Below are 23,845 nucleotides of genomic sequence, written 5' to 3' on the forward strand. Positions count from 1 at the left end.
ACCGCCCGCTGGGAGCGGCGTCTGGTCCGCTGAGCGGTAGAGAGCGTAGGTCGTGACGGCGGCGGCCACACCTGATATTCGCCGACCGGCCGCGGGAGGCACCATCGCAAACCCAAACAGCGGAGGGGCTGCCCATAGGGTGGCTCACATGCCCGTACCCGAGTTTGTCGTCGCCCTGCGCTCCACGATCGGACACGCTCCGCTGCCGTTGAGCGGCGTGATCGCCGTCGTGCTCGACGAGGGGGACCGGGTGCTGCTGGTTCGCCGGTCGGACAGCGGTGAGTGGGCTCTCCCGACCGGGTGCCTGGAGCCCGGCGAGCAGCCGGCCGACGGTGCCCTGCGTGAGGTGTTCGAGGAAACGGGTGTCCGCGTGCGGGTGGAACGGCTCCTCAGCGTCGAGGCGCTGGACCTGTCCGTCGCACCCAACGGCGACCAGGTCTACTGGCTCGCCATCGGGCTGCGCTGCCGGCTGGTCGAGGGCGAGGCCCGGGTCAACGACGACGAGTCGGTCGAGGTCGGCTGGTTCGCGGCGAACGCGATGCCGCCCCTGCCTGCTCATCAGGAACGATGCCTGAGCCTCGCGGTGACCGACGACGCCGGCCCGTGGATCGCCGAACCCATGCACACGATCGGCGACAGCGCGCCCGCCGGGGAGAGCACGCGCTGCGGTCAGGCGCTACCCGGCTGACGCCGGCAATTAGCCGGCCTTCCCGGCACCGGGCCCCGCAGAGCCGGAGTGCCTCCGCACGCCGCGGTCCCGGCGGGCACCCATGGCTGCTGAGCACGGCCGCCATGAAGTGCCCGCGCCGGTCGCCGGCGTCAGTACTCGCAGGGATCCCATGAGCACGGCCGCCATGAGTGCCCGCGCCGGTCGCCGGCGTCAGTACTCGCAGGGATCCCAGTGGGCCGCCCAGCGCAGCAGGGACCGGGCCAGCAGCGGATGCGCCGCCGCCCAGTGCGAGTCGAACAGGAACCACTGGTCATAACCCCAGAAGTCGTCGATGTAGCGGGCCACCTGCACGATGTGCGGATCCCGCCGCACCAGCGTCCGCGGGTGCGGCTCGTCGCTCAGCACCTCCAGCGCCCGCTGGTGGGCCGCGGCGTGCGCGGCCATCTGCGCGAGACGCCAGGGCGCCGGCTCGTAGCCCCCCAGCCGGGCGAACCGCTCCAGCGCCGCACCGATCTCCCGGTCACCGGGCCCGGCCAGCGCCCGCAGCATCTGGGCGTCATGCGGCCACCCGCCGGCCTCGGCGTCCGTGATGCCCTGCAAGTGCGCGGCGAGCCCCGGCAACGTCACCCCGGGGAACATCACCGCGCCGTCGAGGTCGAGATTGGTCCCGCCGCCCCGATCCTCGAAACTCAGCCGGACCGAGAACACCGCCCCCGGACCGGGCCCGGCGGCCGGCACCGCCTGCACCGGCACGTCGAACGCGAAATCGGCGTCGACCGCGTCGCCGGGCAGCGGCCAGCTGTCGTGCAACGCGAACGCGAACGTCTCCGGATAGTCCACCGCGGTCTCGTCGTCGACGAAGTAATAGGCCAGGTCGGTCTCGTCGTCGTTGGTCCGCACCCGCACGGTGTGCCAGCCGACCCGCGGGTCGTCGTCGGACTCCACCCACAGGTGCTCGACCAGCAGCTCCCGCAGCTGATCCATGGTCTCGGGCCGGGGCAGATCGTGCTCCCGCGCCCGCTCGAAGATCGACTCGAGACCGTACGGATCGCCGTCGAGCTGATCACCGAACCATTTCTCCGGGTCGTCCTGCTGCCAGCCCTGCCGGAACCAGTCAAGAACGGTGACGCCGGGGACCGCGGTCACCCGCTTGCCGAGCGGCGTCTCTTCACGCCAGCGCTGAATGAAGTACACAACGGAACCCTAGGCCGCGGGTATGACAAAAACCGTTGCCGGCGGCACGACCGGGTTCACGCGGTGCCGAGGTGCTGCGGTTGCGAGCCTGCTCCGGGCGTACCGAAAACGGGTGTGCCCTTTCCTCGCGCGGGACCGTGAGGAAAGGGCACACCCGCAGGTCAGTGCTCCTGGAGCAGGGCGTGGGTCTGGCTGATCTGGGCCCACGACTTCGGCGCCACCGGCGCCGTCTTCGCGGCCCGGGCCAGCGACGCCGCGACCACCGGCTTGGCCGGGGTGTACAGCCACGCCTGGAACAGCGCGTCCAGGTCCTTGCCGGAGACCTTCTCGGCGAGCGCGGTGAACTGCTCCGTGGTGGCGTTGCCGTACTTGTGCTCGGCGGTCCACGTGCGCAGGATCTCGAAGAAGGCGTCGTCGCCGACCGCGAGCCGCAGCTGGTGCAGCGTCATCGCGCCCCGGTCGTAGACGGCGTCGCCGAACAGTTCCGCGACACCCGGGTCGGCCGGCGCGGTCGTCCAGATCGCCGCGTCGTCCGGGTAGGTGGCGTACAGGTAGTCGAAGATCTCCTGGGCGGTGCCCTCGTTGTTCTTCTCTGACCACAGCCACTCGGCGTAGCTGGCGAAGCCCTCGTTGAGCCAGATGTTCTGCCAGGTGCGCACCGAGATCGAGTCACCGAACCACTGGTGGGCGTTCTCGTGCACGATCACCGAGGTGTTCGAGCCGCGGCGGAAGAACCCGGAGGAGTAGTTCGGCCGGGTCTGGTTCTCCAGGGCGAAGTTGAGCGTGTTCGGCGGCACGACGATGCCGCCGCGGGCCTCGAACGGGAACGGCCCGAACACCGTGGACTCCCAGTCGGTGATCTCCGCGGTGCGTTCCACGCTGGCCTGCGCGGCGTCCCGGAAGTCCTGGCTGAGCAGCTGCGAGTACGCGTTGTAGACCTGCGAGCCGTCCGCGGTGGTGTCCTGGGTGATGTCGTACTGCCCGATGGTCAGGAACGTCAGGTAGGTGGCCTGCGGTTTCAGCGACCGCCAGCTCCACCGGGTGTAGCCGAGGGTCTCCTGCACCGGCGGGCGCGGCTGCACACCGTTGCTGATCGCCTCGACGCCGGTGGGCACCGACACGGACACGTCGAAGGTGGCCTTGTCCGCCGGGTGGTCGTTGCTCGGGTACCACCACCAGGCGATCTCCGGCTCACCGACGGCGAGCGCGCCGTCGGTGGTGCGGGCCCAGGCGGTGAACCCGGCGGCGACCTTGGTCGACGGCACGCCGGAGTACTGCACCACGATGGTCAGCGCCCCGCCCTTGGTCACGGTGCGGGCCGGGGTGACGACCAGCTCGTGGTCGCCCTCCCGGGCGAAGGTGGCCGGCCGGTTGTTGACCTGGATCGACGAGACGTCCAGGACGAAATCGAGGTTGAGCCGGCTCAGGTCCTGGGTGGCGGTGGCCAGGATCGTGGTGGTGCCGGTGAGTTTGTCGGTTGCCGGGGTGTAGCGCAGCCGGATGTCGTAATGCGACACGTCGTATCCGCTGTTGCCGTAGTCCGGGTAGTAGTTGTCGCCGATTCCCGGTCCGCCGGGGCTGGGCGCGAGCCTGGGGTGTGCCTGAGCCGCGACGCCGGTGCCGGCGAGCGTCAACGCTGTGGCGAGGGTGGCCACTAGCAGTCGTCGCACGGTCGAACTCCCTCCGATGGGGTTAGAGCAGTCGGCCCAAAACCTATCGAAGATTCTCGACGTACGGGAATCCCGGAACGTTTACGTCAGTGAATCTTGTGCGAACCAGGTGACGCTCTGGCCGTGCCCGCGGACCCACGCGAGGGGCACGCCGTCGAGGCTGAGCACGTTGTACAGCGCGTCCGACGGGGGCGCGGGCAGGGCGGCGCCGGTCAGCGCCGGATCCTCGACCGCCACCCAGCGGGCCGGCAGGGAGCGCACCACGTCGGCGAACGCCTGCGGGTCGGGCAGCTGGTAGACCATCGACGTGTGGAAGACGACCAGGGTGGCGCCGGCCGGGGCCTGCGCGGCCAGGGCCGGCAGGTCGGTGACGGCGTCGCCGCGGACCAGGTACGGCGGGTCGGCACGGGCCACCGCGACGGCCTGGCGCAGCCGCTCGCGGCGGTGGGTGTGCTCCGGCCAGATCAGCGCGTCGAGCCAGGCGACATCGTCGGGATCGGTCACGTCGAGCGGGTTGAGGTCGAGCCCGGCGCGCCAGACGACGCGCGGCAGCCGGGTCGGCGTGGTGAATCCGGTGGCGGTGCAGTCGAGCAGCGGCAGGCCGGCGCCGACGGTCCGGGCGCCGTAGCGGTAGGCGTACCGGTCGGGGAACAGGCACAGCCCGGCGGACGCGCCGACGTCGATCAGGGCGAGCGGCTGGGGGAGCGCCGCGAGGACCGGCAGCAGGGCGGCGGTCCGGCCGGCCTCGTTGGTCTGGGTCGCCCGGACCAGCATCTGCGCGGCGATCTCGTCCCACCGCTCGAGCGCGAACGCCCGGAAACCCGCCGGATCGGTGACCGGCCCGCCGAGCAGCCGCACCACCGCGAACAGCAGGTTCGGCTGCCGTTTCGGCTCGGGCAGCCCGGCGAGCCGGTCCAGCAGCTCGCGGTCGGACGCCACCTGATAGGCGAGCCGCTCGTAGGACGGCGAGACATCGCGCGCCTCGCGCGCCCCGAATTCCACATAGACATCCGCGACAGTCACTGTCGCATCATCCCAAGGCCGGCACTTCCCGGTACGCCCGCAGATCCGCCCCCGCCCTGTGACCGGCCCCACCCGCCCCCGGTCAGGCGATGCGCGCGCCGTCGAGGAAGGCGGTGGCCTGCTGGTGGACGCGAGTCATGCCGAGTGCCTGGGCGCTGCGGGCGACCTCCCGGGCCAGCATCCGCGCGCCCGCCTCGTCGCCGCCGTCGCGGGCCAGCACCGCGAGCAGGATCTGCTGGGTGAGCAGGCCGGGCAGCATCCGGGCCCGGCTGCTCAGCTCGGTCGCCCGGGCCCAGCGGGCGGATGCCGCGTCCAGGTCGCCGGCGTCCCGGTCGTGGTCGCCGAGGTGGCGCAGCGCCTCGCGTTCCAGCCGCGGGTCGGTGCCCTGGCCGGCGTGCAGGGCCGCCCGGTAGTGCTCCGGCGCCAGGTCCCTGCGGTCCAGCAGGTTGTCGCAGATCAGGCCCTGATACATCCGGGCCCAGCCGCCGCGGGTCGCGTCCGGCGCCCGGGTGTGCAGCTCGGCGGCCCGCTCCCGCAGGTCCGCCAGCCGGCCCGGGTCCCGGCCGGCCGGCCCGGGCGACCAGCCCGCGTCCAGGTCCAGCAGGTCCCAGTAGGAGTGCCGCAGCCGCAGGAAGTCCAGGTCCCAGTCCTTGCCGAGCCGTTCGGCGGCGGCCAGGCGCCCGGCGGCCAGGGCGGTGCCGGTGAACCAGTCCGATTCCAGGGCCACCTCGGCCGCGGCCAGGGCGATCGGGAAAGACGTGTCCATGGCGTCCAGCAGGGACAGGGCGCGCTGCCACCGTCCGGCCCAGGCGAGTTCGCGGGCCGCGGCGAGGATGTCATCGAGGTCGGTCATGCCCGCCGACGGTAGTTATGCGAAAAACTATCCACAAGGAAACTACTTTGAGGAGGGCGTGATGCGCGATGCCATCGACGACCACGTGGAGATGTGGGCCCGGGAGCTGCCCGGGTTCGATCCGGTCCGGGAGGCGATCATCGGGCGGCTCGCGCTGCTCGGCCGTCATCTGACCCAGGTGCGGCGCAGCACCTTGGACACCAGCGGGCTCAAGCAGTGGCAGTTCAAGGTGTTGCTGATGTTGCGGCGGGCCGGGGAGCCGTTCGAGCAGAGCCCGTCGGAGCTGGCGGACCGGCTCGGGCTGACCCGGGGTGCGCTGTCGGCCCGGCTGCGGCCGCTGGAGGAGGCGGGTCTGATCACCCGGGCCGCCGGCGACGGCGATCGGCGGCGGGTGCGGGTCCGGCTGACCCCGGCCGGTCTGGCCGCCTGGGAGCGCCACGTCGACGCCGAGAGTGCCGCCGAGCTGTCGCTGCTGGCCCTGCTCACCCCGGCCGAACAGGACCAGCTCGCCGCGATGCTGCGCAAGCTGGTCGTCCGGACCGCGCGCCCGTAAAGGTTATTGCGCGAGATGACCCTTGCGGGTCCGGCAGCTCAGAGATCACGAAACGGATCGACGCGGAGCCCGGCCCTCGCGTGCCGGCGGTTCGCGCCGCGAGATTGACGCGGACGGTGACCACGGCGCCCTGGGCGGGCCACGACCAGACGGCGGCCCGCACCGGGGTGCGCTGGGCCGCACGCGCCGCCGGATCAGCGGGCCAATAGGGCAGATCCGGCAGGCCGGCGCCGGCACCGTCGTGCACGGTGTGGTCCGGGCGCCCGAGCGCGGTCTCGGCGGCCGCGAGATAGGACGGCCACGCGGCGAGGACATCGGCGACCACAGCGGGGTTCTCGCCGGCACGGGTGGCCGATCGCTGCCACACCACATCCGACGCCCCGTCGAACCGGGTGCCGCCGTGGTAGCGGAACAGTGTCACCTCGCCGCCGGACGCGAGCGTGACGGTGAGGTTCAAGTCACCGTCGATGTGGGTGAGCCGCCAGCCCGCGCGGGCGGCCCACCGCGCAGGGTCATCGGTGCAGCCGTCGCCGGCCCATATCGTGGCCCAGTCGACAGCGGCCAGCTGCGACAAGTCGCCGGCGAACTGATCGGGGGTGCGCTGGACGCGGGCCGTCATGGCAGTTCCTCCTGAGTCACCATCGGTGACCATCTAAACAGGGCGATGCTCACCCTCCGCCGGTCAGCGCGGCGATCAGGGCGGCGACGCCCGGATGGGCGGCGGCGCCCCGGCGGTGGGCGATCCGGGTCCGCCGGCGCAGCGGCAGCGGCAGCAGCCGCACGGACGGCGGCGGGTCCGCCGCCGCGAGCTCGGGCACCAGCGACACCCCTTGCCCCGCGCCGACCAGCGCGAGCACGGTCGCGAAGTCGTCGGCGCAGTGCCGCACCCGCGGCGTGTACCCCTGCGCGGCGCAGACCCGCAGGGTGACCTCATGACACAGTGTCCCCGCACTCGCCACGATCCACGGCTGGTCCGCGGCCCCGGCGAGCGACGCGCACCCCGACCCGGCCGGCACCGCCAGGAACACCGTCTCGTCGAGCAGCGGCACCGAGTCCAGGTCCGCGTCGACGTCGCCGGGCGCCACGTCGTAGTCGTTGAGCAGGCCCACGTCGAGGCGTCGCTCGCGCAGCGCGGCCGGCACGTCCGCCGGATCCAACTCGGTCACCATCAGCTCCAGTGCCGGATGCTCCCGCCCCAGGCCGACCAGCGCCGCCGGCAGCAGGGTGCGCACCGCCGTGGGGAACGCCCCGATCCGCAGCGGCCCGGCCGGACCGGACCGCACCGCGGCGAGCGCCGCCTCGGTCTCCTCCATCGCGCCCAGCACCCGGCTCGCATGCCGGACCAGGACCTGCCCGGCCGCGGTGAACGCCACCCGCCGCCCGGTGCGTTCCAGCAACGCCACCCCGGCCTCGCGCTCCAGGGCCGACAGCTGCTGCGAGACGGCGCTGGGCGTGTAGGAGCGCGCGTGCGCGACCGCCGCGATCGTGCCCAGCCGGTCCAGGTCGCAGAGCAGCAGCAGTTTCCGCACATCCAGCATCAGCTCAGCTTACGGTTGCCACCAGAAACGTGAACTGGACCTGATGCTCGTCGGTGGCCAGGCTGGAACGCATGGAGCTGACCGGTGTCTTCGTCCCGATGATCACCCCGTTCGACGAGTCCGGGGCGGTCGCGTTCCCCGCCCTCGAACGCCTGGCGCACGAGGTTCTCGACGCCGGCGCGACCGGCCTGGTCGCGCTCGGCACCACGGGGGAGCCGTCCGCGCTGACCGCCGGCGAGCGCGACGGTGTCGTCGCCGTGCTGGCCCGGGTCTGCGCGGCGCACGCGGCCCCGCTGATCGGCCCGCCCGGCGAGGGGGTCACCGCGGCGCTGAGCCTGGTCCCGCCGTTCGTGCGGCCCGGCCCGGACGGCGTGCTCGCGCACTTCACCGCCCTGGCCGCGAGCAGCCCCGTCCCGCTGGTCGTCTACCACGTCCCGCACCGCACCGGTCAGCCGCTGGACGCGGGCACGCTGCGCCGCATCGCCGGGCTCGACCGGGTGATCGGGATCAAGTACGCCACCGGCGCCCTGGACGCCGACGCGATCGCGCTGCTCGCCGACCCGCCGCCCGGGTTCGCGTTCCTGTCCGGCGACGACCTCTTCCTGTCCCCGCTGCTCGCGCTCGGCGCCGCCGGCGGCATCCTGGCCTCGGCGCACCTGGCCACCGACCGGTTCGTGGCCCTGACCCGGGCCTGGCACAGCGGTGACCTCGGCGCCGCCCGCAAGCTGGGGCACGCGCTCGCCCCGCTGTCCGCGGCCCTGTTCGCCGAGCCCAACCCCGCTGTGATCAAGGCCGTCCTGCACGCCCAGGGCCGCATTCCCACCCCTTCGGTACGCCTGCCGCTGCTGCCCGCCTCCGCCGCGGCGCTCGACGCCGCCCTGCGCCACGCCACCTGATCCCGATCGGCCCGCCGTCACGCTCGCGGCGGCCGGCGCACCCCGGGTGCGCCCGATCGATAGGCTGCGGCCTGTGACCCGACGTCTTCTGATCACCGGTGGCAGTGGCTCGCTCGGACGCCGGGTCGTCGCCCGCGCCACGGCCGCCGGCTGGGACCCGATCGGCACCTACGTCTCCCAGCCCGCCCCCACCGCCACCGTGCGCCTGGACATCCGCGACCCGGCCGGGATCCGCCGGGTGCTGGACGAGGTCCGCCCGGACGCGATCGTGCACACCGCCTCCGGCCGCGACCGCAACGACTGGCCGTCCACCGCCGACGGTGCCGCGCACCTGGCAATGGCCGCCCGCGGCATCCGCCTGGTGCACGTCTCCAGCGACGCCATCTTCTCCGGTCGCGAGGTGCACTACGACGAGAGCGCGCTGCCCGACCCGGTCTACCGGTACGGCGCCGCCAAGGCCGCCGCCGAGACCGCGGTCCGGGCCATCGACCCGGGCGCGGCGATCGTGCGGACCTCGCTGATCCTCGGCGACGGCAACGGCGCCCACGAGGTCCTCACCCGGGACCTGATCGCCGGCCGGGCCACCGGGGCGCTGTTCACCGACGAGGTCCGCACCCCGGTGCACGTCGACGACCTGGCCGACGCCCTGCTCGAACTGGCCGCCGGCGACTACCCGGGCGTGCTGAACGTGGCCGGCGCCGACCCGGTCAGCCGCTACGAGCTGGGGGTCCTGGTCGCCCGCCGCGAGCAGCTCGACCCGGCGGCGATCCCGGCGGCGTCGCTGGCCGCGCTCGGGCTGCACCGTCCCACCGACGTACGCCTGGTCCTGGACCGCGCCAAACAGCTGCTGCGCACCCGGCTGCGCGGCGCGCACGAGTTCCTGGCGGCCTGATGCTGCCGGTGTGGGACATGGACGGCACCCTGATCGACTCGGCCCGGGTGGTGCCCGCCGCGTTCGTGCGGGCCGTGGCCGCGCTCGGCGGCCCGCCGGTGCACGCCGACGACGTGGTCGCGGCCTACTGGCGCGGCACCCCGGAGGTGATCCTCGGCTTCCTGACCGGCCGCGACCTGTCGCCCGCCGAGCACGACGTCTACTACCGCGAGCTCGACGGGGTGCCGGTGTCCGCCTACCCCGGGATCGCCGACACGCTCGGTGTGCTGCGGGCCCAGGGGGTGCCGTTCGCCGTGTTCACCGGCGCCAGCACCCGCTCGGCGCGGATCCTGCTCGCCGCCGCGGGCCTGACCCCGGACCTGATCATCGGCGGTGACCTGGTGGCGCGGCCGAAACCGGCGCCGGACGGCATGCTGCTGGCGGCGCGGCGCCTGGGCACGACGCCGCAGGAGCTGATCCTCATCGGTGACTCGCATCTGGATCTGCAGTCGGCGAAGGCGGCCGGCAGCCTGAGCGCGTCCGCGGCCTGGGGTCACATGTACGACCCGGGCGCCCCGGCCGATGTCACCCTGCGCGCGCCGTCCGAGCTGCCGGCGATAATCGGGTGTCAGTGAGCGGGCGGGCGCCGATACTGGCGCGATGACCGAGAGCCGCACGATTCGCGTGACCGTCCGCGGATCCTTCGACAACCTGAGCGCCGAGCAGCGGGCCGAGCTGGCCGCCGACGGTGGCGACGACCTGCTGACCGTGCAGTACACCGAGCGGGGGCACCTGACCTACGACATCGCCGCCCGCCCGTTCTTCACCTTCCGCTTCGCCGAGCGGGTCAGCGACGAGAAGGAGATCCCGCAGGCCGCGATCCGCGCGGAGATGAAGGCCGTCGCCTGGCTGGAGGAGCGCGGCTACGGCTACAAGAAGATCACCTCGCAGACCGTGGACATGTCCGAGGTGCCGCTCGGCAAGCGCGGCAAGCGGGAAGCCGCCAAGGGCTCCTAGCGGACCGGCGGCCGTCAGCCGTACCATTTTCTTCCGATGTTCGCGTCGTGCGACGCCCCGAGGGGGCACCATCACACCCACACCGGCGCCCGTGCCTGTCGAGCGGTCAGCGGTGCGCTCCCGCGATCTCGGCGAGGTGCACGAGATGATGCGGCAGCGCTACGGCGAGCACCAACCCCGGGTGGTGGACGGCGGTGACCGGTTCGTGTTCCGCGCCCAGTCGGCGCGCGCCGGCCCGCTGACCGTCGACCAGCTCACCTATGCCGCGACCATGGCGATGACCGCGGAGCCGTTCATGACCATGCTGATCGTCAGCGTGCTGGACGGCCGGTTCGACGTGACCGCCGGGCGCGAGCATGCCCGCGTGGCCCGCGGCGACTCCTTGCTCTACCCGGCCCGCCTCGGGTTGCAGGTGCTGATGGACCGGATGACGCACCAGGTCGTCCAGTTCCCGGTCGCGGCGGCGTCCCGGGTCGCCGAACGCGCCGGTGTGCCGGCACCGGACTTGCGGTTCGAGGCGATGACCGCCGTGTCGCCGGCCGCCGGTCGGCAGTGGCTGGCCACCGTCGCCTACCTGACCCGGCTGCTGTCCGGCCCGCAGGCCACGGTGCCTGCGCTGCTGCTGGCCGCGGCGATGGACACCGCGGCGGCCGCGGCACTGAGCGTGTTCCCGAACACCACCATGACCCTCGACTACACGCCCGGCCCCGGCCAGACACCCCCGGCCGTGGTGCGCCGGGCGATCGCCTACATCGACGCGCACGCCGACCGGCCGATCACCGTCGAGGACATCGCCGCGGCCGCCGGCATCGGCGTCCGCGGCCTGCAGGCCGCGTTCGCCCGCCACCGCGACACCACCCCCACCGGCTACCTGCGCCAGGTACGCCTGGAACACGCCCACCGCGACCTGCAAGCCGCCGACCCCACCCGCGGCGACACCGTCACCCACAAGTGGGGCTTCACCACCCCCAGCCGATTCGCCACCGCCTACCGCACCGCCTACGGCCGGCCACCCAGCCACACGCTGCGCGCCTGAACCGCCACGGTCCCCTCAGCTCAGAAGCCGCGATCACCGGGGTCGTTGTTCTTGCCGAGCGTCACGGCTGTGCCGGGTCCGCGGCGCGCTCGGCGGCGCTGCGCTCCACACAGAACTCGTTGCCCTCCGGGTCGCGCATGGTCACCCAGCCGGTGCCGTCGGGCTTGCGGTGGTCCTCGAAGATCGTCGCGCCGGCCGCCGTCATCTGCTCGACGAACTCGTCGCGGGTGCCGGCCGGCGGCTGGACGTCCAGGTGCAGCCGGTTCTTGACGGTCTTGCCCTCCGGCACCGCGATGAACAGCAGGCCCGGCGCATCCGGGTACGGCGGGGTCAGCAGCGCCTCCTCGGCGGTGGACTCGTCGTGCAGGTCGTACCCGGTCACCGCCGCCCAGAACGTGGCGACCTTGACGGCGTCGCGGGCGTCGACGGTGATGTGCCGGATCGGGTTGCTCGTCATGGCGCTCATCCTGCCCGATGCCGCACGTGCCGGTGCCCGGGCAGGGGGTAGCCCCCGCCGGGCGGCAGCTCGCGGTCGAACGCGTACCCGCCGCGGCGGGCCACCGCGCACGACGCCGCGTTGTCGACCTGGTGGATCAGGCTCAGGGACGGCACCGGGAACCGGGCGAACGCCCACCCGGTCAGCGCGTCCAGCGCCCACGCCGCGACCCCCTGCCGGCGCGCGTGCGGTGCGGTCCAGTAGCCGACCTCGGCCTCGGGCATCTTCAGCACCACCCGGCCGACCACCTCGGCGCCGCGGACCACCGCGAACGTGTGCCGCCCGGGCGCCCGGACCGGCGGCACGTCACTGACGGCGTCGTCGCCGTCGTCCCACGGCCGCAAGATCAGACTCATGCCACCCACCCTAAATCGTCAACTCAAGGTTGACGACGATGAAGCGTCAACCTATGGTTGACGGCATGACGCAGATTACTCCGCCGGTCCGGCTCGACGACCTGATCAGCGCGATCACGAAGAACCGCCCCGACGACCCGCTGGACCGGCTCTCCGACGCGGTCCTGCTCGGCGACCACCTCGGCGAGCTCGCCGACCACCTGATCGGCCACTTCGTCGACCAGGCCCGCCGCTCCGGCGCCTCGTGGACCGACATCGGCCGCAGCATGGGCGTCAGCAAGCAGGCCGCGCAGAAACGGTTCGTCGCCAAGGACAAGCTCGACATGCAGCAGGGCTTCAACCGGTTCACCCCGCTCGCCCGCGCCGCCGTCATCGCATCGATGAACCAGGCGAAGGCGCACCACAACGGCGAGATCACCCCGGCGCACCTGATGCTCGGCCTGCTCGACCAGAGCGACGGCCTGGCGCTCAAGGCGGTGCTCGCGCAGGGCCTGGACGTCGGCGCCGTCCGGGAACGCCTGATCGCAGCGTTGCCGGAGCGGGTCGACGAGCTGCCCACCCTGACCCCGTACGACGCCCGCTCCCGCAAGGCCCTGGAGCTCAGCTTCCGCGAGGCGCTGCGCCTGTCGCACGAGGACATCGGCACCGGCCACGTCCTGCTCGCGCTGCTGGAGGAGGAGTCGCAGGGCGGCCTGCTGACCGGTCTGGGCCTCGACAAGGCCGCGGTCGAACAGGTGGTCGCCGCGGGCCCGCAGGAACCGGACCGCGACACCACCGGCAGCTGACCTTTCCGGTACGCCCGCCCGGCTCAGCCCAGCGGGAAGTCGGTCAGCGTCTGCCACGAGTCGCCCGGCTCGCGCCGCCCGGTGATCAGCCGCAGCGACGTGACCCGGGCCCGGATCGGCAGCCGCGGCTCCACCTGCGCGGCCGCCTGCGCCAGCACGCCGGGCGGCTGGTCGTGCCCGACGGTCAAGTGCGGGATCACCTCGGTGAACTGGCCGCCGTACGGCTGGGCGGCCGGGAACCGGACCGCGAGCCGGTTGGTCAGCTCCCGGAACGGGTCGGCCGGCGCCGGCGAGAGCCACAGCACCCGCTCGTCGAACCAGCCCAGCTTGTCCAGGCTCAGATAGAACCGGGGCACCCCGGCCGCGATCAGGCGCACGGCGGCGAGGACCCGGGCGCTCAGCTGCTCCGGCGGCAGGAACGGGAAGGTGACCGTGATGTGCGCGGGCACTCCCCAGGAGGCGGACCGGTCGAGGCGGGCCCGCAGGTCGGCGACGGCCGGTTCGGCCTCCGGGATCGGGACGATCAGGGCGCTCTGCAGCGGTTCCATCCGCGAAGTGTCGTCGATGGGCGCGGCCGGGCAAAGCACATACTGACGGATGTCATGGGCGATCCGTGACGCATGGCGGGGGACACGGCCGGGACCCGCCCGGCACGATGTCCGCATGACGCTCACCGCTTCACCCGATCTCACGGCCTCCGGTACGGGGCAGCTGGCCGTGAACCTGGACGGCGTGGTCAAACGTTTCGGCGCGGTCACCGCCGTGAACGGGATCGACCTGCGCATCCGCCCCGGAGAGGTGGTAGCCCTGCTGGGGCCCAACGGCGCCGGCAAGACGACCACGGTCGACATGCTGCTGGGCCTGTCGCAGCCCACCGAAGGCAGCGCCCTGGTGTACGGGCGGGCGCCGCACGAGGCGGTCGCGCTCGGCCTGGTCTCGGCGGTCATGCAGACCGGCGGCCTGCTCAAGGACTACACGGTCGCCGAGACCGTCCGGCTGACCGCCGCGCTGTTCGGCAAGCCGCGCGCGGCGGTCGAGGTGGCCCTCAAGCGGGCCGGGATCGCCGACATCGGCGACCGCCTGGTCGGCAAGTGCTCCGGCGGGCAGCAGCAGCGGCTGCGGTTCGCGATGGCGCTGCTGCCGGACCCGGCGCTGCTGATCCTCGACGAGCCGACCACCGGCATGGACGTCGGCGGGCGCCGCGAGTTCTGGGACGCGATCCGCGAGGACGCCGAGGGCGGCCGGACCGTCATCTTCGCCACCCACTACCTGGAGGAGGCCGACGCGTACGCCGACCGGATCGTGCTGGTGCGCCGCGGCAAGATCGTCGCCGACGGGACCGCCGCCGAGGTCAAGGCGCTGTCCGCCGGCCGGACCGTGCGGGCCACCCTGCCCGAGGCGGAACTGGCCGACCTGACCCGGGTGCCCGGCGTCGAGTCGTCCGAGGTCCGCGGCGACACCGTCTACCTGCACGGGCGTGACACCGACGAGATCGCCCGTTACCTGCTCACCCGCACCGCCGCCCGGGACCTGGAGATCACCTCCCGGAACCTCGAAGACGCGTTCCTGACCCTCACCGCCGACGAGGAGCAACCGGCATGACCGCGACCGTCACCCCTGCGCAGGCCCGCAACCTGCCGAAACTCGGCGGGTTCAGCCTCGGCATGCTCGCCCTGGAGTTCCGCCGGCTGATCCGCAACAAGCGCACCGTCATCTTCACCTTCGTGATGCCGGCCGCCTTCTTCCTGATCTTCGGCACCAGCTCGGAGTACAAGCACGAGCAGCTCGCCAACGGCAACGTGAGCGGCTACATCATGGTCAGCATGGCCGTGTACGGCGCGATGCTGGCCACCACCTCGGGCGGCGCGATGGTCTCCATCGAGCGGGCCGCCGGCTGGAGCCGGCAGCTGCGGCTGACACCGCTGAAACCGGCCGCCTACATCGCGATCAAACTCGTGCTCGCGATGGCGATCGGCGCGGTGGCGGTGGTCGTGGTCAACGTCGTCGGCATGCTGGCCGGCGCCGAGCTGACCACCGGCCCGTGGCTCGCCTGCGCCGTGCTGTCCTGGGTGTGCGCCCTGGTCTTCGCCGCGTTCGGCCTGTTCATGGGCTACCTGCTGCCCAGCGAGAACGTGATGCAGATCCTCGGCCCGGTGCTGGGCATCCTCGGGTTCGCCGGTGGCCTGTTCGTGCCGGTCGACCAGTTCGGCAGCGTGTTCGCCGCGATCGCCAAGTTCACCCCGGTGTACGGCGTCGGCGAGATCGCCCGCTACCCGCTGACCCACAGCGAGCACCTGTGGCAGGCGATCCTGAACGTGCTGGCCTGGACCACGGTGTTCGCCATCGGCGCGATCTGGCGCTTCCGCCGCGACACCGCCCGCGTCTGACCGGCCGGTACCGTTCCTGTCATGGCGCCGGCCACCACTGACACGCCCATCCGGATCGGCATGCGAGCCGGATGGGCGTTCGCCGCGATCTGGCTGTTCTACCTGGGGGAGAACCTCAACGCCCTGCTCAAGCATCCGGCCGGGATGTGGCGCGACGTCGGCCTGGCCGCCCTGGCGCTGTTCGCGATCACCTACGTGCTGCTGGTCAGCACGATGCGCCGGCCCCGCAACGGCCTGGGCTACCCGCCGTCGCAGCTGCACATCGGGATCGGCCTGCTGGTCATGCTGGCGTTCGCGGTGCTGCAGCTGCCGGCCGCCGGGCAGCACGTGCTGACCTGCGCGGTCTACATCGCGGCCACCGCGGTGATGGGCCTGCGGCTGCGGGCCGGGCTGGCCGTGGCGGTCACCATCGCGATCGCGGTCGAGGTCGCCATCCGGGTGGTGCCCGAGTGGCGCACCACCAGTCAGGGGTACGCCCTCGCGGTGGTCCTGGCGGCGGCCGCCACCTGGGGGATGCGGCTGGCGTTCGAGCGGCAGGGCCGGCTGATCCAGGCGCAGAACGAGCTCGCCGAGCTGGCCGTGGCCGACGAACGGTCCCGGATCGCCGGGGACCTGCACGACATCCTCGGGCATTCGCTGACCGTGGTCGCGGTCAAGGCCGAGCTGGCCCAGCGGCTGCTCGACGTCGACCTCGACCGGGCCCGCGCCGAACTGGCCGACCTGGAGTCGCTGGCCCGGGACGCCCTGGCGGACGTGCGGGCGACCGCGCTGAACATGCGCGGCATCTCGCTGCCCGGCGAGATCGCCGCCGCCAAGGCCGCCCTGGCGGCGGCGAACGTCAAGGCCGACCTGCCCGGCGCGGCCGACGACGTGCCGACCCGTAACCGGGAGCTGTTCGCCTGGACGATCCGGGAGGCGGTCACCAACATCGTGCGGCACAGCCGGGCCCGGCACGCCGAGGTGCGGCTGAGCCCGGACAGCGTTGAGATCCTCGATGATGGGCAGGGTGGTGCGCTGGCCGCGGGCAGCGGTCAGGGCCTGGCCGGGCTGCGCCGGCGGGCCGACGAGCGGGGTGCGCGATTGACTGCCGGGCAGCGGGGGGACCGGCCCGGTTTCCGAGTACGAGTGGAGGTCCCCTCATGATCAAACTGTTGCTGGCCGACGATCAGGCGCTGGTCCGCGGCGCGATGGCGGCCCTGCTCGACCTGGAGCCCGACCTGAAGGTGGTGGTCGAGGTCGGCCGCGGCGACGAGGTCGTCGAGCAGGCCCGCGCCCACGACGTCGACGTGGCGCTGCTGGACGTGCAGATGCCCGGCCTGGACGGGATCGCCGCGGCCCGGCTGCTGCAGGAGGCCCTGCCGCGGTGCAAGGTGCTGATGGTGACCACGTTCGGCCGGGCCGGCTACCTGCGCCAGGCGATGGCGGCCGGGGCCAGCGGCTTCGTCGTCAAGGACACCCCGGCCCGGCAGCTGGCCGACGCGGTCCGCCGGGTGCACCAGGGCCTGCGGGTGGTCGACCCGGCCCTGGCCGCGCAGTCGCTGGCGCACGGCGACTCCCCGCTGACCGACCGCGAGAGCGACGTGCTGCGCGCCGCCCGCGACGGCGGCACGGTCGCCGACATCGCCCGCGAGCTGCGCCTCTCGGACGGCACGGTGCGCAACCACCTGTCGTCGGCGATCGGCAAGACCGGCGCCCGCACCCGCGCCGAGGCCGTGCGCCTGGCCGTCGACAACGGCTGGCTGCTCGGCTGAGTCACCAGCCCAGGCCGCCCGTCAAAGGCAGGACGGGCGGCCTGGGAGTCTGCTATGACGCCGTCCGCCGTACTTGAGAAGAATTTCGGAGTGCAACCAACCGGCAACCGAGAGCGACCATCCGCTGCACCCGTGGCCGCGAAAAGTTCCCCCTGCAACCGACACCACGGGGGGAACCGAAATGACCGCGACCGCTTCGCCGACCGCCAGCAGCACCATCACCGGCTCCGCCGCCCGGTCGGTCACCCGCGAGCAGGAGCAGCTGATCCGCGACAACATGGCCCTGGTCGGGCACATGGTCCGCGAGATGCTGTTCAAGGTGCCGCCGCACGTGCACCGCGACGATCTCGCCTCGGCCGGCTACGCCGCCCTGGTCACCGCCGCCCAGGCCTACGACGCGACCCGCGGCATCCCGTTCGGCCGGTTCGCCGCCGTCCGGGTCCGCGGCGCCCTGCTCGACGAGCTGCGCAGCATGGACTGGGCCAGCCGCTCGGTGCGGGCCCGGGCCCGGCGCGCCGAGGTCGCCCGCGAGGAGCTGACCGCCCAGCTGGGCCGCACCCCGAACGCCGACGAGCTCGCCGAGCTGCTCGGTGTCGCCGTCGGCGAGCTGAGCACCGTCGACGACGACGTGCAGCGCGCCGCGGTGCTGTCGCTGCAGGGCTTCACCGCCGGCGCCGCCGAGGACATGGTCACCGACTCGTCGATGAACCCGGAGGAGATGCTGCTGCACCGCGAGCGCCTCGGTTACCTGCACGACGCGGTCACCGTGCTGCCGGAGCGGCTGCGGTTCGTCGTGGAGGCCTCGTTCCTGCAGGAGCGCCCGCTGTCCGAGGTCGCCGCCGAGCTCGGCGTGACCGAGTCACGGGTCTCGCAGCTGCGCACCGAGGCCCTGGCGCTGCTGCGCGACGGCCTGACCACCCACATGGAGCAGGTGTCCGCCCCGGTCGCCAAGGACGGCTGCGTCACCCGCCGCCGCGCCGCGTACGCCGCGCAGATCGCCGCCCGCAGCACCATGAGCACCCGGCTGAGCGTCACCGACGCCCAGGGCATGCGCCTGGCCGCCGCCGCATGACGCCCCGGATCCGCGGCGGGGTTGCCCCGGCAACCCCGCCCCACGGACCCGGTCAGCCCGCCGCGTGCACCTGCCCCTTGGCGTCGTCGTAGCCGGCCGCGCCCGGCGCCGCTGACGGCGTGTAGATCACCCGGATGACACCGGTCGGGTACACCTCGGTCAGCGCCACCTTCAGGTGGTACGGCTGCGCGCCGTCGTCGAACAGCCGCCGGCCCTTGCGCGCCGCGACCGGGTGCACCAGCAGCCGCAGCTCGTCGATCAGCCCGGCGGCGAGAAGCTGCTGCACCACCGAGATCGACCCCGGGATCAGGATGCCGCCGACACCGTCGCTGTCCTTGAGCGCCGCCACCCCGGCCACCAGATCCCCGTCCAGCAGTTCCGAGTTGCGCCAGGTGAACGCCGGCTGCTGCCGCGACACCACCACCTTGCGCATGTCGCCGAGCTGCTTGGCGAACGGCGCGTCCTGGCCGCCGGCGGCCTCCCGCTGCGGCCACGCCCCGGCGAAGCTGTCATAGGTGTCACGGCCGATCAGCAGCACGTCGGCGGCCTCGTAGTCCTCACTGACCGCCCGGCCCATGTTCTCGTCGAAGTACGGGAAGTGCCAGTCCGGGTCGATCTCGGCCACCCCGTCCGCCGAGATGAACAGGGTCGAGATGAGCTTCGCCATCGCCGTGGGTCCTCTCCTGTCAGGTGCCGACCACCGAAGCTTGTCAAACTCCGCCGCCGGACGCGGCCCCGCCGAGTTGGATTGCAGGGCAAACCAATTCCGGGTCCAATCGCCGGCTTAACCGGCGTTAGGCTGGCCGTGCGCCCCGACCAGGGCCCTTCCTGCCGCACGCGACGATGGCACGACCGTCCGGACACCGTGGGCACCACGCACACCCCACCGGAAACGGACCTGCCGTCATGCCCAGCCAGCGCCTCGCCGCCGTGGTCAGCTCACCCGTGCGCGACCTGCTCGCCCTGATCGACCGCCCCGACGTCATCTCGTTCGCCGGCGGCCTGCCGGCCCCGGAACTGTTCGACCTCGCCAACTGGCGGACCGCGTTCGACACCGCGCTGTCCGGCCCGCACGCCCGCCGCCACCTGCAGTACGCGCCCACCGAGGGCGACCCGCGGCTGCGGGCCGCGGCCGCCGCCCGGATGACCGCCCGCGGCCTGCCCACCGCCGCCGACCAGCTGCTGATCACGACCGGGTCGCAGCAGGCCCTCACCCTGGTCGCGGCCGCCCTGCTCGACCCCGGCGCGGTCGTCGCCGTCGACCAGCCCACCTACCTGGCCGCGTTGCAGTGCTTCGGCATGGCCGGCGCCCGCATCGTCCCGGTCACCCCCGACGACCCGGACACCCTCGCCCGCGTCTTCACCCGCGAACGACCCACCCTGCTGTACCTGGTGCCGACGTTCGCCAACCCGACCGGCCGCACCCTCGACGCGCACCGCCGGGCCGCGATCGTCGCCCTCGCCCAGCGCCACGGTGTCTGGATCGTCGAGGACGACCCGTACGGCGAGCTGCGCTACCGCGGCGAGCACCTGACCCCGATGGCCGCCGCCGGCGACCGGGTCATCCACCTCGGCAGCCTCTCCAAGATCGGCGCACCCGGGCTGCGGCTGGGCTGGCTGCGCGCCCCCGCCCCGCTGCGCGCCGCGCTGATCGTCGCCAAACAGGCCGCCGACCTGCACACCTCCACCATCGACCAGGCCGCCGCGGCCGCCTACCTCGACGCCACCGACCTGGACGCGCACATCGACCGGCTGCGCGACGCCTACCGCGAACGCCGCGACACCATGCTCGCCGCCCTGCCGGAGATCATGCCGGACGGTGCGACGTGGACCGACCCGGACGGCGGCATGTTCGTCTGGGTCCGGCTGCCCGGCGGCGCCGACACGGCACAGCTGCTGCCGGTGGCACTCGAGCACGACGTGGCGTTCGTGCCGGGCGCCCCGTTCTACGCCGCCGACCCGGACCCGGCCACGCTGCGGCTGTCGTTCACCGCCGCCACGCCGGCCGTCATCCGCGAGGGCATGCGGCGCCTCGGCAAAGCCCTGACCGCGGGCTGAACGCCGCGGGCGTACCGAAAAAGAATCCGGTTGCGGGCGAGCGGACCGCGGGGCAGAGTGAGCCGCGGACCCGGGCCCGAGCCGGCCTTCCCCGAGCGCGAGGAGCACGAGCAGCCGATGTGAGAGCAACCCCGACACCCGTGACATCCGTCGGACCCGCTGCTCGGAAGGCTCGCCCATGCCCGCACACCTCAAAGCCACCTCGCTCGCCCGCGCCCACGACGGCGACCTGCTCTTCGCCGGCCTCGACCTCGTCGTGCGCGACGGCGACCGGATCGGGATCGTCGGCCCCAACGGCGCCGGCAAGACCACCCTGCTGCGCGTGCTCGCCGGCGAACTCGCACCCACCCACGGCGCCGTCGTGCGCGCCCCGGGCACCACGATCGCCTACGTCACCCAGCAGGTCAGCGACCCGCACGGCACCGTCGGCGCCTTCCTGGCCGGTGGCCTCGGCGAACTCGCCGAGGCCACCGCGGCCATGCGCGAGCTGGAGACCCGGCTCGCCGCCGGCGACGACGTGCTCGACGCCTACGCCACCGCCCAGGAACGCTGGACCGCCCTGGAAGGCTGGACCGCCGAGACCCGGCTCACCGAGATCCGCCAGCGCCTCGACATCGACCACCTCGACGACACCCTGCCCCTGGCCCGGATCTCCGGCGGCGAACAGGCCCGGCTGATGCTCGCCCGCGCCCTGCTGAGCAGCCCCGACCTGCTGCTGCTCGACGAACCCACCAACCACCTCGACGCCGACGGCGCCGCCTGGCTGCGCGACTGGCTGCACGAGTTCCCCGGCGGGGTGCTGACCGTCAGCCACGACCGGGCCTTCCTCGACGCGGTCGTCACCCGCATCATCGAACTCGACGGGATCGACGAGCAGCCACAGGACTATCCCGGCGGCGGCTACACCGCCTACCGCGACGAGAAACAACGCCGCTGGCAGCGGCTGCTGCTCGACTACGAGGCCCAGGAGAAGGACCGGGCCCGCTGGGAAGCCGACATCGAGAAGACCAAGGGGTACGCCCGCGGCGTGGAGAACACCGTCCGCTCCGGCGCCGAGGCACCCCACCTGCGCCGCGTCGCCCGCCTCGTGGCCCGCAAGGCCAAGGTCCGCGAACGCCGGCTGCGCCGCCAGATGGCCTCCGTCCGCTGGATCGCCGAACCCCGCCGCCGCCCACCCCTGACCCTGGCCTTCCCCGACGACGACGGCGACCCCGGCGAGATCGTGCTCAAGGTCCGCGACCTGACCGTCACCCACCCCGGCCGGACCCTGCTCGACCACGTCGACCTGGACGTCACCCGCGGCGACCGGATCGTCATCACCGGCCGCAACGGCGCCGGCAAGACCACCCTGCTGCACGCGATCGCCGGCACCCACCCCGAGGTCGCCGTCCTCCCGCAGACCACCGACCACCTGCGCACCGACATCACCGTCCTCGACTACTTCCGCTCCCAGGTGCCGGTCTACGCCGACGACGCCGAACGCCTGCTCACCGGTCACCAGTTCGACCCCGAGCAGTGGACCACCCGGCTGCGCGACCTGTCCGCCGGGGAACTGCGCCGGCTGCTGCTCGCTGTCCTGGTCAACAGCCCGGCCCGGGTGCTGCTGCTCGACGAGCCGACCAACTTCCTCGACTTCGCCGCCCTCGACGTCGTCGAGGAGGCACTGCGCCGCTACCGGGGCACCCTGCTGATCGTCTCGCACGACCGGTACTTCGCCGACGCCGTCGGGCCCACCCGGCACTGGCATGTCGCGGACGGCACGGTGATCGAAAGCTGAGAGCATGACAGGCATGTCGCTGCTGCCCCACGTCACCGCGTCGGCCACCCAGTTCACCGAGGCGTGGCTGGCCAACCGGCGGCTGTCCGAGCACACCCGCGACGCGTACCGGCGCGACGTCACCTCCTGGCTCGACTGGTGCACCGCACGGGGACTCGACCCCCTCGCCGCGTCGTTCCTGGACGTCAACGCGTACGCCCGCGGCCTGGAAGCCCGCCCGATGGCCGCCGCGACCGTGGCCCGCAAACTGTCCGGCCTGTCCTCCTGGTACGCGTTCCTGGTCAAACTCGGCGCCTGCCCGGCCAACCCGGTCGGCGGCGCCGACCGGCCCTACGTCGACCGCGACCACTCCGCCACCGTCGGCCTGACCCCCGGCGAGGTCGACGCGATCCTGGCCGCCGCCGACCGGCAGGACGGCCCCGCCGCCGTCCGGCACCGCGCCGTGCTCACCCTGCTCGCCGACCTCGGCCTGCGCGTGGGGGAGCTGGTCGGCCTCGACCTGAGCGACATCGGCTGGGAACGCGGGCACCGCACCGTCCGGTTCACCGGCAAGGGCGGCCGCCCCCGCCGCCGGGTCCTCACCCCGGCCGCCGCCGCCACCCTCGACGACTACCTGCGGGTACGCGGCGCCCACGACGGGCCGCTGTTCACCACCGCCACCGGCGCCCGCATCGACCGGCACGCCGTGTTCCGCCTGGTCCGCCGCCTCGCCCAGCACGCCGGCATCCCCGGCGCCGAGAAACTGTCACCCCACTCGCTGCGCCACGCGTTCGCCACCACCGCCCGCGCCGAAGGCGTCCCCCTCGAAGACGTCCAGGACGCCATGGGACACGCCGACCCGCGCACCACCCGCCGCTACGACCGTGACCGGCACAACCTGGACCGTGACCCCGCGTACACGATCGCCGCGGCCCGGGACCGCCGTCGGTCCGCCTGATCCGTCCCCCTATGCTCGGACCCGGTCAGGCACAGCTACAAAGGGCGGGACAAGGGTTTGAACATCTTCCAGGCAATTCTGCTCGGTGCCGTGGAGGGCATCACCGAGTTCCTCCCGGTCTCCAGCACCGGACACCTGACCATCATGGAAAAACTGATGGGATTCGGCCTCGACGACCCGGACATCACCGCCTTCACGGTGATCATCCAGTCCGGTGCGGTCCTGGCCACCATCATCTTCCTGATGAAAGACATCCTGCGCATCGTCCCGGCCTTCTTCAAAGGCCTGACCAGCGCAGAAGCCCGCACCACCCAGGACTTCCGGTTCGCCGTCGCGGTCATCCTCGGCTCGATCCCGATCGTCATCGCCGGGCTCACCTTCAAGGACGCCATCGAGACCACCCTGCGCAGCCTCTGGTTCGTCGCGATCGCCCTGATCCTCTGGTCGGGGGTGATGGCCTTCGCCGACCACGCCGCCACCCAGGTCCGGCACGAGGAGGACATCACCTGGAAGGACTCGCTGATCATCGGCATCGTCCAGTGCCTCGCCGTGATCCCCGGCGTCTCCCGCTCCGGCTCCACCATGTCCGCCGGCCTGCTGCGCGACTTCGACCGGGTCACCGTCACCAAACTCTCGTTCTTCCTGTCCGTCCCGGCCCTGACCGGCGCCTCGATCCTGCAAGGCGTCGAGGAATACGACAACATCTCCGGCGGGGTCGGCTGGCTCAACACCATCGTCGCCACCGCCGTCAGCTTCGTCGTCGCCTACTTCGCGGTGAACTGGCTGCTCAAATACGTCGCCAAACATTCCTACAGCATCTTCATCTTCTACCGCATCGCCCTGGGATCCCTGCTCATCCTGCTGCTGTCCACCGGCACCATCGCCGCCCAGTAACCCCGCCGGTG

General features: G+C 72.8%; 27 protein-coding genes. 17 read left to right on the top strand and 10 right to left on the bottom strand.

Annotated elements, in window-relative coordinates:
* Positions 1-148 precede the first annotated feature (148 nt).
* Entirely contained in the window at positions 149-688 is a 540-nt protein-coding gene (locus Aiant_RS43035; RefSeq protein ID WP_189330387.1) for an NUDIX hydrolase, read from the top strand.
* A gap of 192 nt (positions 689-880) precedes the next feature.
* Here the strand turns inward: Aiant_RS43035 and Aiant_RS43040 are convergent, their stop codons facing one another.
* The 4 genes from Aiant_RS43040 to Aiant_RS43055 all read right to left on the bottom strand — a co-directional run bounded on the left by Aiant_RS43040 (position 881) and on the right by Aiant_RS43055 (position 5,410).
* Positions 881-1,864 (bottom strand): hypothetical protein, encoded by a 984-nt coding sequence (locus Aiant_RS43040; protein WP_189330388.1) that lies wholly within the window; start codon positions 1,862-1,864, stop codon positions 881-883.
* Between the two features lie 161 nt (positions 1,865-2,025).
* A complete protein-coding gene (locus Aiant_RS43045) occupies positions 2,026-3,534 on the bottom strand; it encodes a M1 family metallopeptidase (RefSeq protein ID WP_189330389.1) in 1,509 nt (502 codons plus the stop codon).
* A gap of 81 nt (positions 3,535-3,615) precedes the next feature.
* Positions 3,616-4,557, bottom strand: a complete 942-nt coding sequence (locus tag Aiant_RS43050) for a DUF2332 domain-containing protein (RefSeq protein ID WP_189330390.1) — start codon at positions 4,555-4,557, stop codon at positions 3,616-3,618.
* 82 nt (positions 4,558-4,639) lie between these two features.
* Positions 4,640-5,410: a hypothetical protein gene (locus Aiant_RS43055; RefSeq protein ID WP_189330391.1), complete on the bottom strand. Its 771-nt coding sequence runs from the start codon at positions 5,408-5,410 to the stop codon at positions 4,640-4,642.
* 61 nt (positions 5,411-5,471) lie between these two features.
* On the opposite strand from Aiant_RS43055, the gene Aiant_RS43060 reads away from it, so the two are divergent.
* Positions 5,472-5,963 (top strand): MarR family winged helix-turn-helix transcriptional regulator, encoded by a 492-nt coding sequence (locus tag Aiant_RS43060; RefSeq protein ID WP_189330392.1) that lies wholly within the window; start codon positions 5,472-5,474, stop codon positions 5,961-5,963.
* Here Aiant_RS43060 and Aiant_RS43065 read toward each other — a convergent pair.
* Together Aiant_RS43065 and Aiant_RS43070 are read right to left on the bottom strand one after the other, a co-directional pair.
* Positions 5,893-6,582 carry a hypothetical protein gene (locus Aiant_RS43065; RefSeq protein ID WP_189330393.1) on the bottom strand — a complete coding sequence of 230 codons (690 nt, stop codon included), beginning with the start codon at positions 6,580-6,582 and terminating at the stop codon, positions 5,893-5,895. The two genes, Aiant_RS43060 and Aiant_RS43065, sit on opposite strands and share 71 nt — an antisense overlap.
* Before the next feature lie 49 nt (positions 6,583-6,631).
* Positions 6,632-7,501, bottom strand: coding sequence for a LysR family transcriptional regulator (locus Aiant_RS43070; protein ID WP_189330394.1), 870 nt, complete (start codon positions 7,499-7,501; stop codon positions 6,632-6,634).
* 71 nt (positions 7,502-7,572) lie between these two features.
* Between Aiant_RS43070 and Aiant_RS43075 the strand changes: the two genes are divergently transcribed.
* The 5 genes from Aiant_RS43075 to Aiant_RS43095 all read left to right on the top strand — a co-directional run bounded on the left by Aiant_RS43075 (position 7,573) and on the right by Aiant_RS43095 (position 11,321).
* Positions 7,573-8,397, top strand: a complete 825-nt coding sequence (locus tag Aiant_RS43075) for a dihydrodipicolinate synthase family protein (RefSeq protein ID WP_189330395.1) — start codon at positions 7,573-7,575, stop codon at positions 8,395-8,397.
* Positions 8,398-8,470: 73 nt separating this feature from the next.
* Positions 8,471-9,289 (top strand): SDR family oxidoreductase, encoded by an 819-nt coding sequence (locus tag Aiant_RS43080; RefSeq protein WP_189330396.1) that lies wholly within the window; start codon positions 8,471-8,473, stop codon positions 9,287-9,289.
* Positions 9,290-9,306: 17 nt separating this feature from the next.
* Positions 9,307-9,903, top strand: a complete 597-nt coding sequence (locus Aiant_RS43085; RefSeq protein WP_229829999.1) for an HAD family hydrolase — start codon at positions 9,307-9,309, stop codon at positions 9,901-9,903.
* Between the two features lie 25 nt (positions 9,904-9,928).
* Entirely contained in the window at positions 9,929-10,285 is a 357-nt protein-coding gene (locus tag Aiant_RS43090; RefSeq protein ID WP_189330398.1) for a DUF6204 family protein, read from the top strand.
* A 112-nt stretch (positions 10,286-10,397) separates the two neighbouring features.
* On the top strand, positions 10,398-11,321 hold the full coding sequence (locus Aiant_RS43095) for an AraC family transcriptional regulator (RefSeq protein ID WP_189330399.1): 924 nt from the start codon (positions 10,398-10,400) through the stop codon (positions 11,319-11,321).
* A 61-nt stretch (positions 11,322-11,382) separates the two neighbouring features.
* On the opposite strand, the gene Aiant_RS43100 is transcribed toward Aiant_RS43095, so the two are convergent.
* Both Aiant_RS43100 and Aiant_RS43105 read right to left on the bottom strand, forming a co-directional pair.
* Positions 11,383-11,778, bottom strand: coding sequence for a VOC family protein (locus Aiant_RS43100; protein WP_189330400.1), 396 nt, complete (start codon positions 11,776-11,778; stop codon positions 11,383-11,385).
* Positions 11,779-11,783: 5 nt separating this feature from the next.
* Complete coding sequence (locus tag Aiant_RS43105; RefSeq protein WP_189330401.1) at positions 11,784-12,173, bottom strand: GNAT family N-acetyltransferase; 390 nt, start codon at positions 12,171-12,173, stop codon at positions 11,784-11,786.
* 53 nt (positions 12,174-12,226) lie between these two features.
* On the opposite strand from Aiant_RS43105, the gene Aiant_RS43110 reads away from it, so the two are divergent.
* Positions 12,227-12,958 carry a Clp protease N-terminal domain-containing protein gene (locus Aiant_RS43110; RefSeq protein WP_212847358.1) on the top strand — a complete coding sequence of 244 codons (732 nt, stop codon included), beginning with the start codon at positions 12,227-12,229 and terminating at the stop codon, positions 12,956-12,958.
* Positions 12,959-12,981: 23 nt separating this feature from the next.
* On the opposite strand, the gene Aiant_RS43115 is transcribed toward Aiant_RS43110, so the two are convergent.
* Entirely contained in the window at positions 12,982-13,506 is a 525-nt protein-coding gene (locus Aiant_RS43115) for a 2'-5' RNA ligase family protein (protein WP_189330403.1), read from the bottom strand.
* A gap of 115 nt (positions 13,507-13,621) precedes the next feature.
* Here Aiant_RS43115 and Aiant_RS43120 point away from each other — a divergent pair, with 115 nt between their 5' ends.
* The 5 genes from Aiant_RS43120 (at position 13,622) to Aiant_RS43140 (ending at position 18,168) form a co-directional block, all read left to right on the top strand.
* Positions 13,622-14,560 (top strand): ABC transporter ATP-binding protein, encoded by a 939-nt coding sequence (locus tag Aiant_RS43120; protein ID WP_189330404.1) that lies wholly within the window; start codon positions 13,622-13,624, stop codon positions 14,558-14,560.
* A complete protein-coding gene (locus tag Aiant_RS43125) occupies positions 14,557-15,345 on the top strand; it encodes an ABC transporter permease (protein ID WP_189330405.1) in 789 nt (262 codons plus the stop codon). The genes Aiant_RS43120 and Aiant_RS43125 overlap by 4 nt, the downstream gene beginning before the upstream one ends.
* A 21-nt stretch (positions 15,346-15,366) precedes the next feature.
* Positions 15,367-16,488 carry a sensor histidine kinase gene (locus tag Aiant_RS43130; RefSeq protein ID WP_229830000.1) on the top strand — a complete coding sequence of 374 codons (1,122 nt, stop codon included), beginning with the start codon at positions 15,367-15,369 and terminating at the stop codon, positions 16,486-16,488.
* Positions 16,485-17,096, top strand: coding sequence for a response regulator transcription factor (locus Aiant_RS43135; RefSeq protein ID WP_189330406.1), 612 nt, complete (start codon positions 16,485-16,487; stop codon positions 17,094-17,096). Before Aiant_RS43130 ends, Aiant_RS43135 begins: the two co-directional genes overlap by 4 nt.
* Before the next feature lie 181 nt (positions 17,097-17,277).
* The gene (locus tag Aiant_RS43140) at positions 17,278-18,168 is read left to right on the top strand and encodes a sigma-70 family RNA polymerase sigma factor (protein WP_189330407.1); all 891 of its coding nucleotides are present in this window, start codon (positions 17,278-17,280) and stop codon (positions 18,166-18,168) included.
* A 52-nt stretch (positions 18,169-18,220) separates the two neighbouring features.
* Here the strand turns inward: Aiant_RS43140 and Aiant_RS43145 are convergent, their stop codons facing one another.
* Complete coding sequence (locus Aiant_RS43145; RefSeq protein WP_189330408.1) at positions 18,221-18,835, bottom strand: dihydrofolate reductase family protein; 615 nt, start codon at positions 18,833-18,835, stop codon at positions 18,221-18,223.
* Between the two features lie 239 nt (positions 18,836-19,074).
* Here Aiant_RS43145 and Aiant_RS43150 point away from each other — a divergent pair, with 239 nt between their 5' ends.
* The 4 genes from Aiant_RS43150 to Aiant_RS43165 all read left to right on the top strand — a co-directional run bounded on the left by Aiant_RS43150 (position 19,075) and on the right by Aiant_RS43165 (position 23,834).
* Positions 19,075-20,226: an aminotransferase-like domain-containing protein gene (locus Aiant_RS43150; RefSeq protein ID WP_212846816.1), complete on the top strand. Its 1,152-nt coding sequence runs from the start codon at positions 19,075-19,077 to the stop codon at positions 20,224-20,226.
* A 178-nt stretch (positions 20,227-20,404) separates the two neighbouring features.
* Positions 20,405-22,003, top strand: a complete 1,599-nt coding sequence (locus Aiant_RS43155) for an ABC-F family ATP-binding cassette domain-containing protein (RefSeq protein ID WP_189330410.1) — start codon at positions 20,405-20,407, stop codon at positions 22,001-22,003.
* A 4-nt stretch (positions 22,004-22,007) separates the two neighbouring features.
* Positions 22,008-22,940: a tyrosine-type recombinase/integrase gene (locus Aiant_RS43160; RefSeq protein WP_189330411.1), complete on the top strand. Its 933-nt coding sequence runs from the start codon at positions 22,008-22,010 to the stop codon at positions 22,938-22,940.
* Between the two features lie 57 nt (positions 22,941-22,997).
* The gene (locus Aiant_RS43165; RefSeq protein ID WP_189330412.1) at positions 22,998-23,834 is read left to right on the top strand and encodes an undecaprenyl-diphosphate phosphatase; all 837 of its coding nucleotides are present in this window, start codon (positions 22,998-23,000) and stop codon (positions 23,832-23,834) included.
* The last annotated feature ends 11 nt before the right edge of the window (positions 23,835-23,845 follow it).

The sequence above is a fragment of the Actinoplanes ianthinogenes genome, from assembly GCF_018324205.1.
Lineage (GTDB): Bacteria > Actinomycetota > Actinomycetes > Mycobacteriales > Micromonosporaceae > Actinoplanes > Actinoplanes ianthinogenes.

Excerpts from the sequence above, each read along its gene's own strand:
- Aiant_RS43150 (WP_212846816.1), top strand. The coding sequence starts at position 19,075 with ATGCCCAGCCAGCGCCTCGCCGCCGTGGTCAGCTCACCCGTGCGCGAC.
- Aiant_RS43160 (WP_189330411.1), top strand. The coding sequence starts at position 22,008 with ATGACAGGCATGTCGCTGCTGCCCCACGTCACCGCGTCGGCCACCCAG.
- Aiant_RS43145 (WP_189330408.1), bottom strand. The coding sequence starts at position 18,835 with ATGGCGAAGCTCATCTCGACCCTGTTCATCTCGGCGGACGGGGTGGCC.
- Aiant_RS43110 (WP_212847358.1), top strand. The coding sequence starts at position 12,227 with ATGGTTGACGGCATGACGCAGATTACTCCGCCGGTCCGGCTCGACGAC.
- Aiant_RS43065 (WP_189330393.1), bottom strand. The coding sequence starts at position 6,582 with ATGACGGCCCGCGTCCAGCGCACCCCCGATCAGTTCGCCGGCGACTTG.
- Aiant_RS43135 (WP_189330406.1), top strand. The coding sequence starts at position 16,485 with ATGATCAAACTGTTGCTGGCCGACGATCAGGCGCTGGTCCGCGGCGCG.
- Aiant_RS43120 (WP_189330404.1), top strand. The coding sequence starts at position 13,622 with ATGACGCTCACCGCTTCACCCGATCTCACGGCCTCCGGTACGGGGCAG.
- Aiant_RS43140 (WP_189330407.1), top strand. The coding sequence starts at position 17,278 with ATGACCGCGACCGCTTCGCCGACCGCCAGCAGCACCATCACCGGCTCC.
- Aiant_RS43070 (WP_189330394.1), bottom strand. The coding sequence starts at position 7,501 with ATGCTGGATGTGCGGAAACTGCTGCTGCTCTGCGACCTGGACCGGCTG.
- Aiant_RS43130 (WP_229830000.1), top strand. The coding sequence starts at position 15,367 with ATGGCGCCGGCCACCACTGACACGCCCATCCGGATCGGCATGCGAGCC.
- Aiant_RS43100 (WP_189330400.1), bottom strand. The coding sequence starts at position 11,778 with ATGACGAGCAACCCGATCCGGCACATCACCGTCGACGCCCGCGACGCC.
- Aiant_RS43055 (WP_189330391.1), bottom strand. The coding sequence starts at position 5,410 with ATGACCGACCTCGATGACATCCTCGCCGCGGCCCGCGAACTCGCCTGG.
- Aiant_RS43035 (WP_189330387.1), top strand. The coding sequence starts at position 149 with ATGCCCGTACCCGAGTTTGTCGTCGCCCTGCGCTCCACGATCGGACAC.
- Aiant_RS43155 (WP_189330410.1), top strand. The coding sequence starts at position 20,405 with ATGCCCGCACACCTCAAAGCCACCTCGCTCGCCCGCGCCCACGACGGC.
- Aiant_RS43085 (WP_229829999.1), top strand. The coding sequence starts at position 9,307 with ATGGACGGCACCCTGATCGACTCGGCCCGGGTGGTGCCCGCCGCGTTC.
- Aiant_RS43090 (WP_189330398.1), top strand. The coding sequence starts at position 9,929 with ATGACCGAGAGCCGCACGATTCGCGTGACCGTCCGCGGATCCTTCGAC.
- Aiant_RS43125 (WP_189330405.1), top strand. The coding sequence starts at position 14,557 with ATGACCGCGACCGTCACCCCTGCGCAGGCCCGCAACCTGCCGAAACTC.
- Aiant_RS43115 (WP_189330403.1), bottom strand. The coding sequence starts at position 13,506 with ATGGAACCGCTGCAGAGCGCCCTGATCGTCCCGATCCCGGAGGCCGAA.
- Aiant_RS43105 (WP_189330401.1), bottom strand. The coding sequence starts at position 12,173 with ATGAGTCTGATCTTGCGGCCGTGGGACGACGGCGACGACGCCGTCAGT.
- Aiant_RS43060 (WP_189330392.1), top strand. The coding sequence starts at position 5,472 with ATGCGCGATGCCATCGACGACCACGTGGAGATGTGGGCCCGGGAGCTG.
- Aiant_RS43075 (WP_189330395.1), top strand. The coding sequence starts at position 7,573 with ATGGAGCTGACCGGTGTCTTCGTCCCGATGATCACCCCGTTCGACGAG.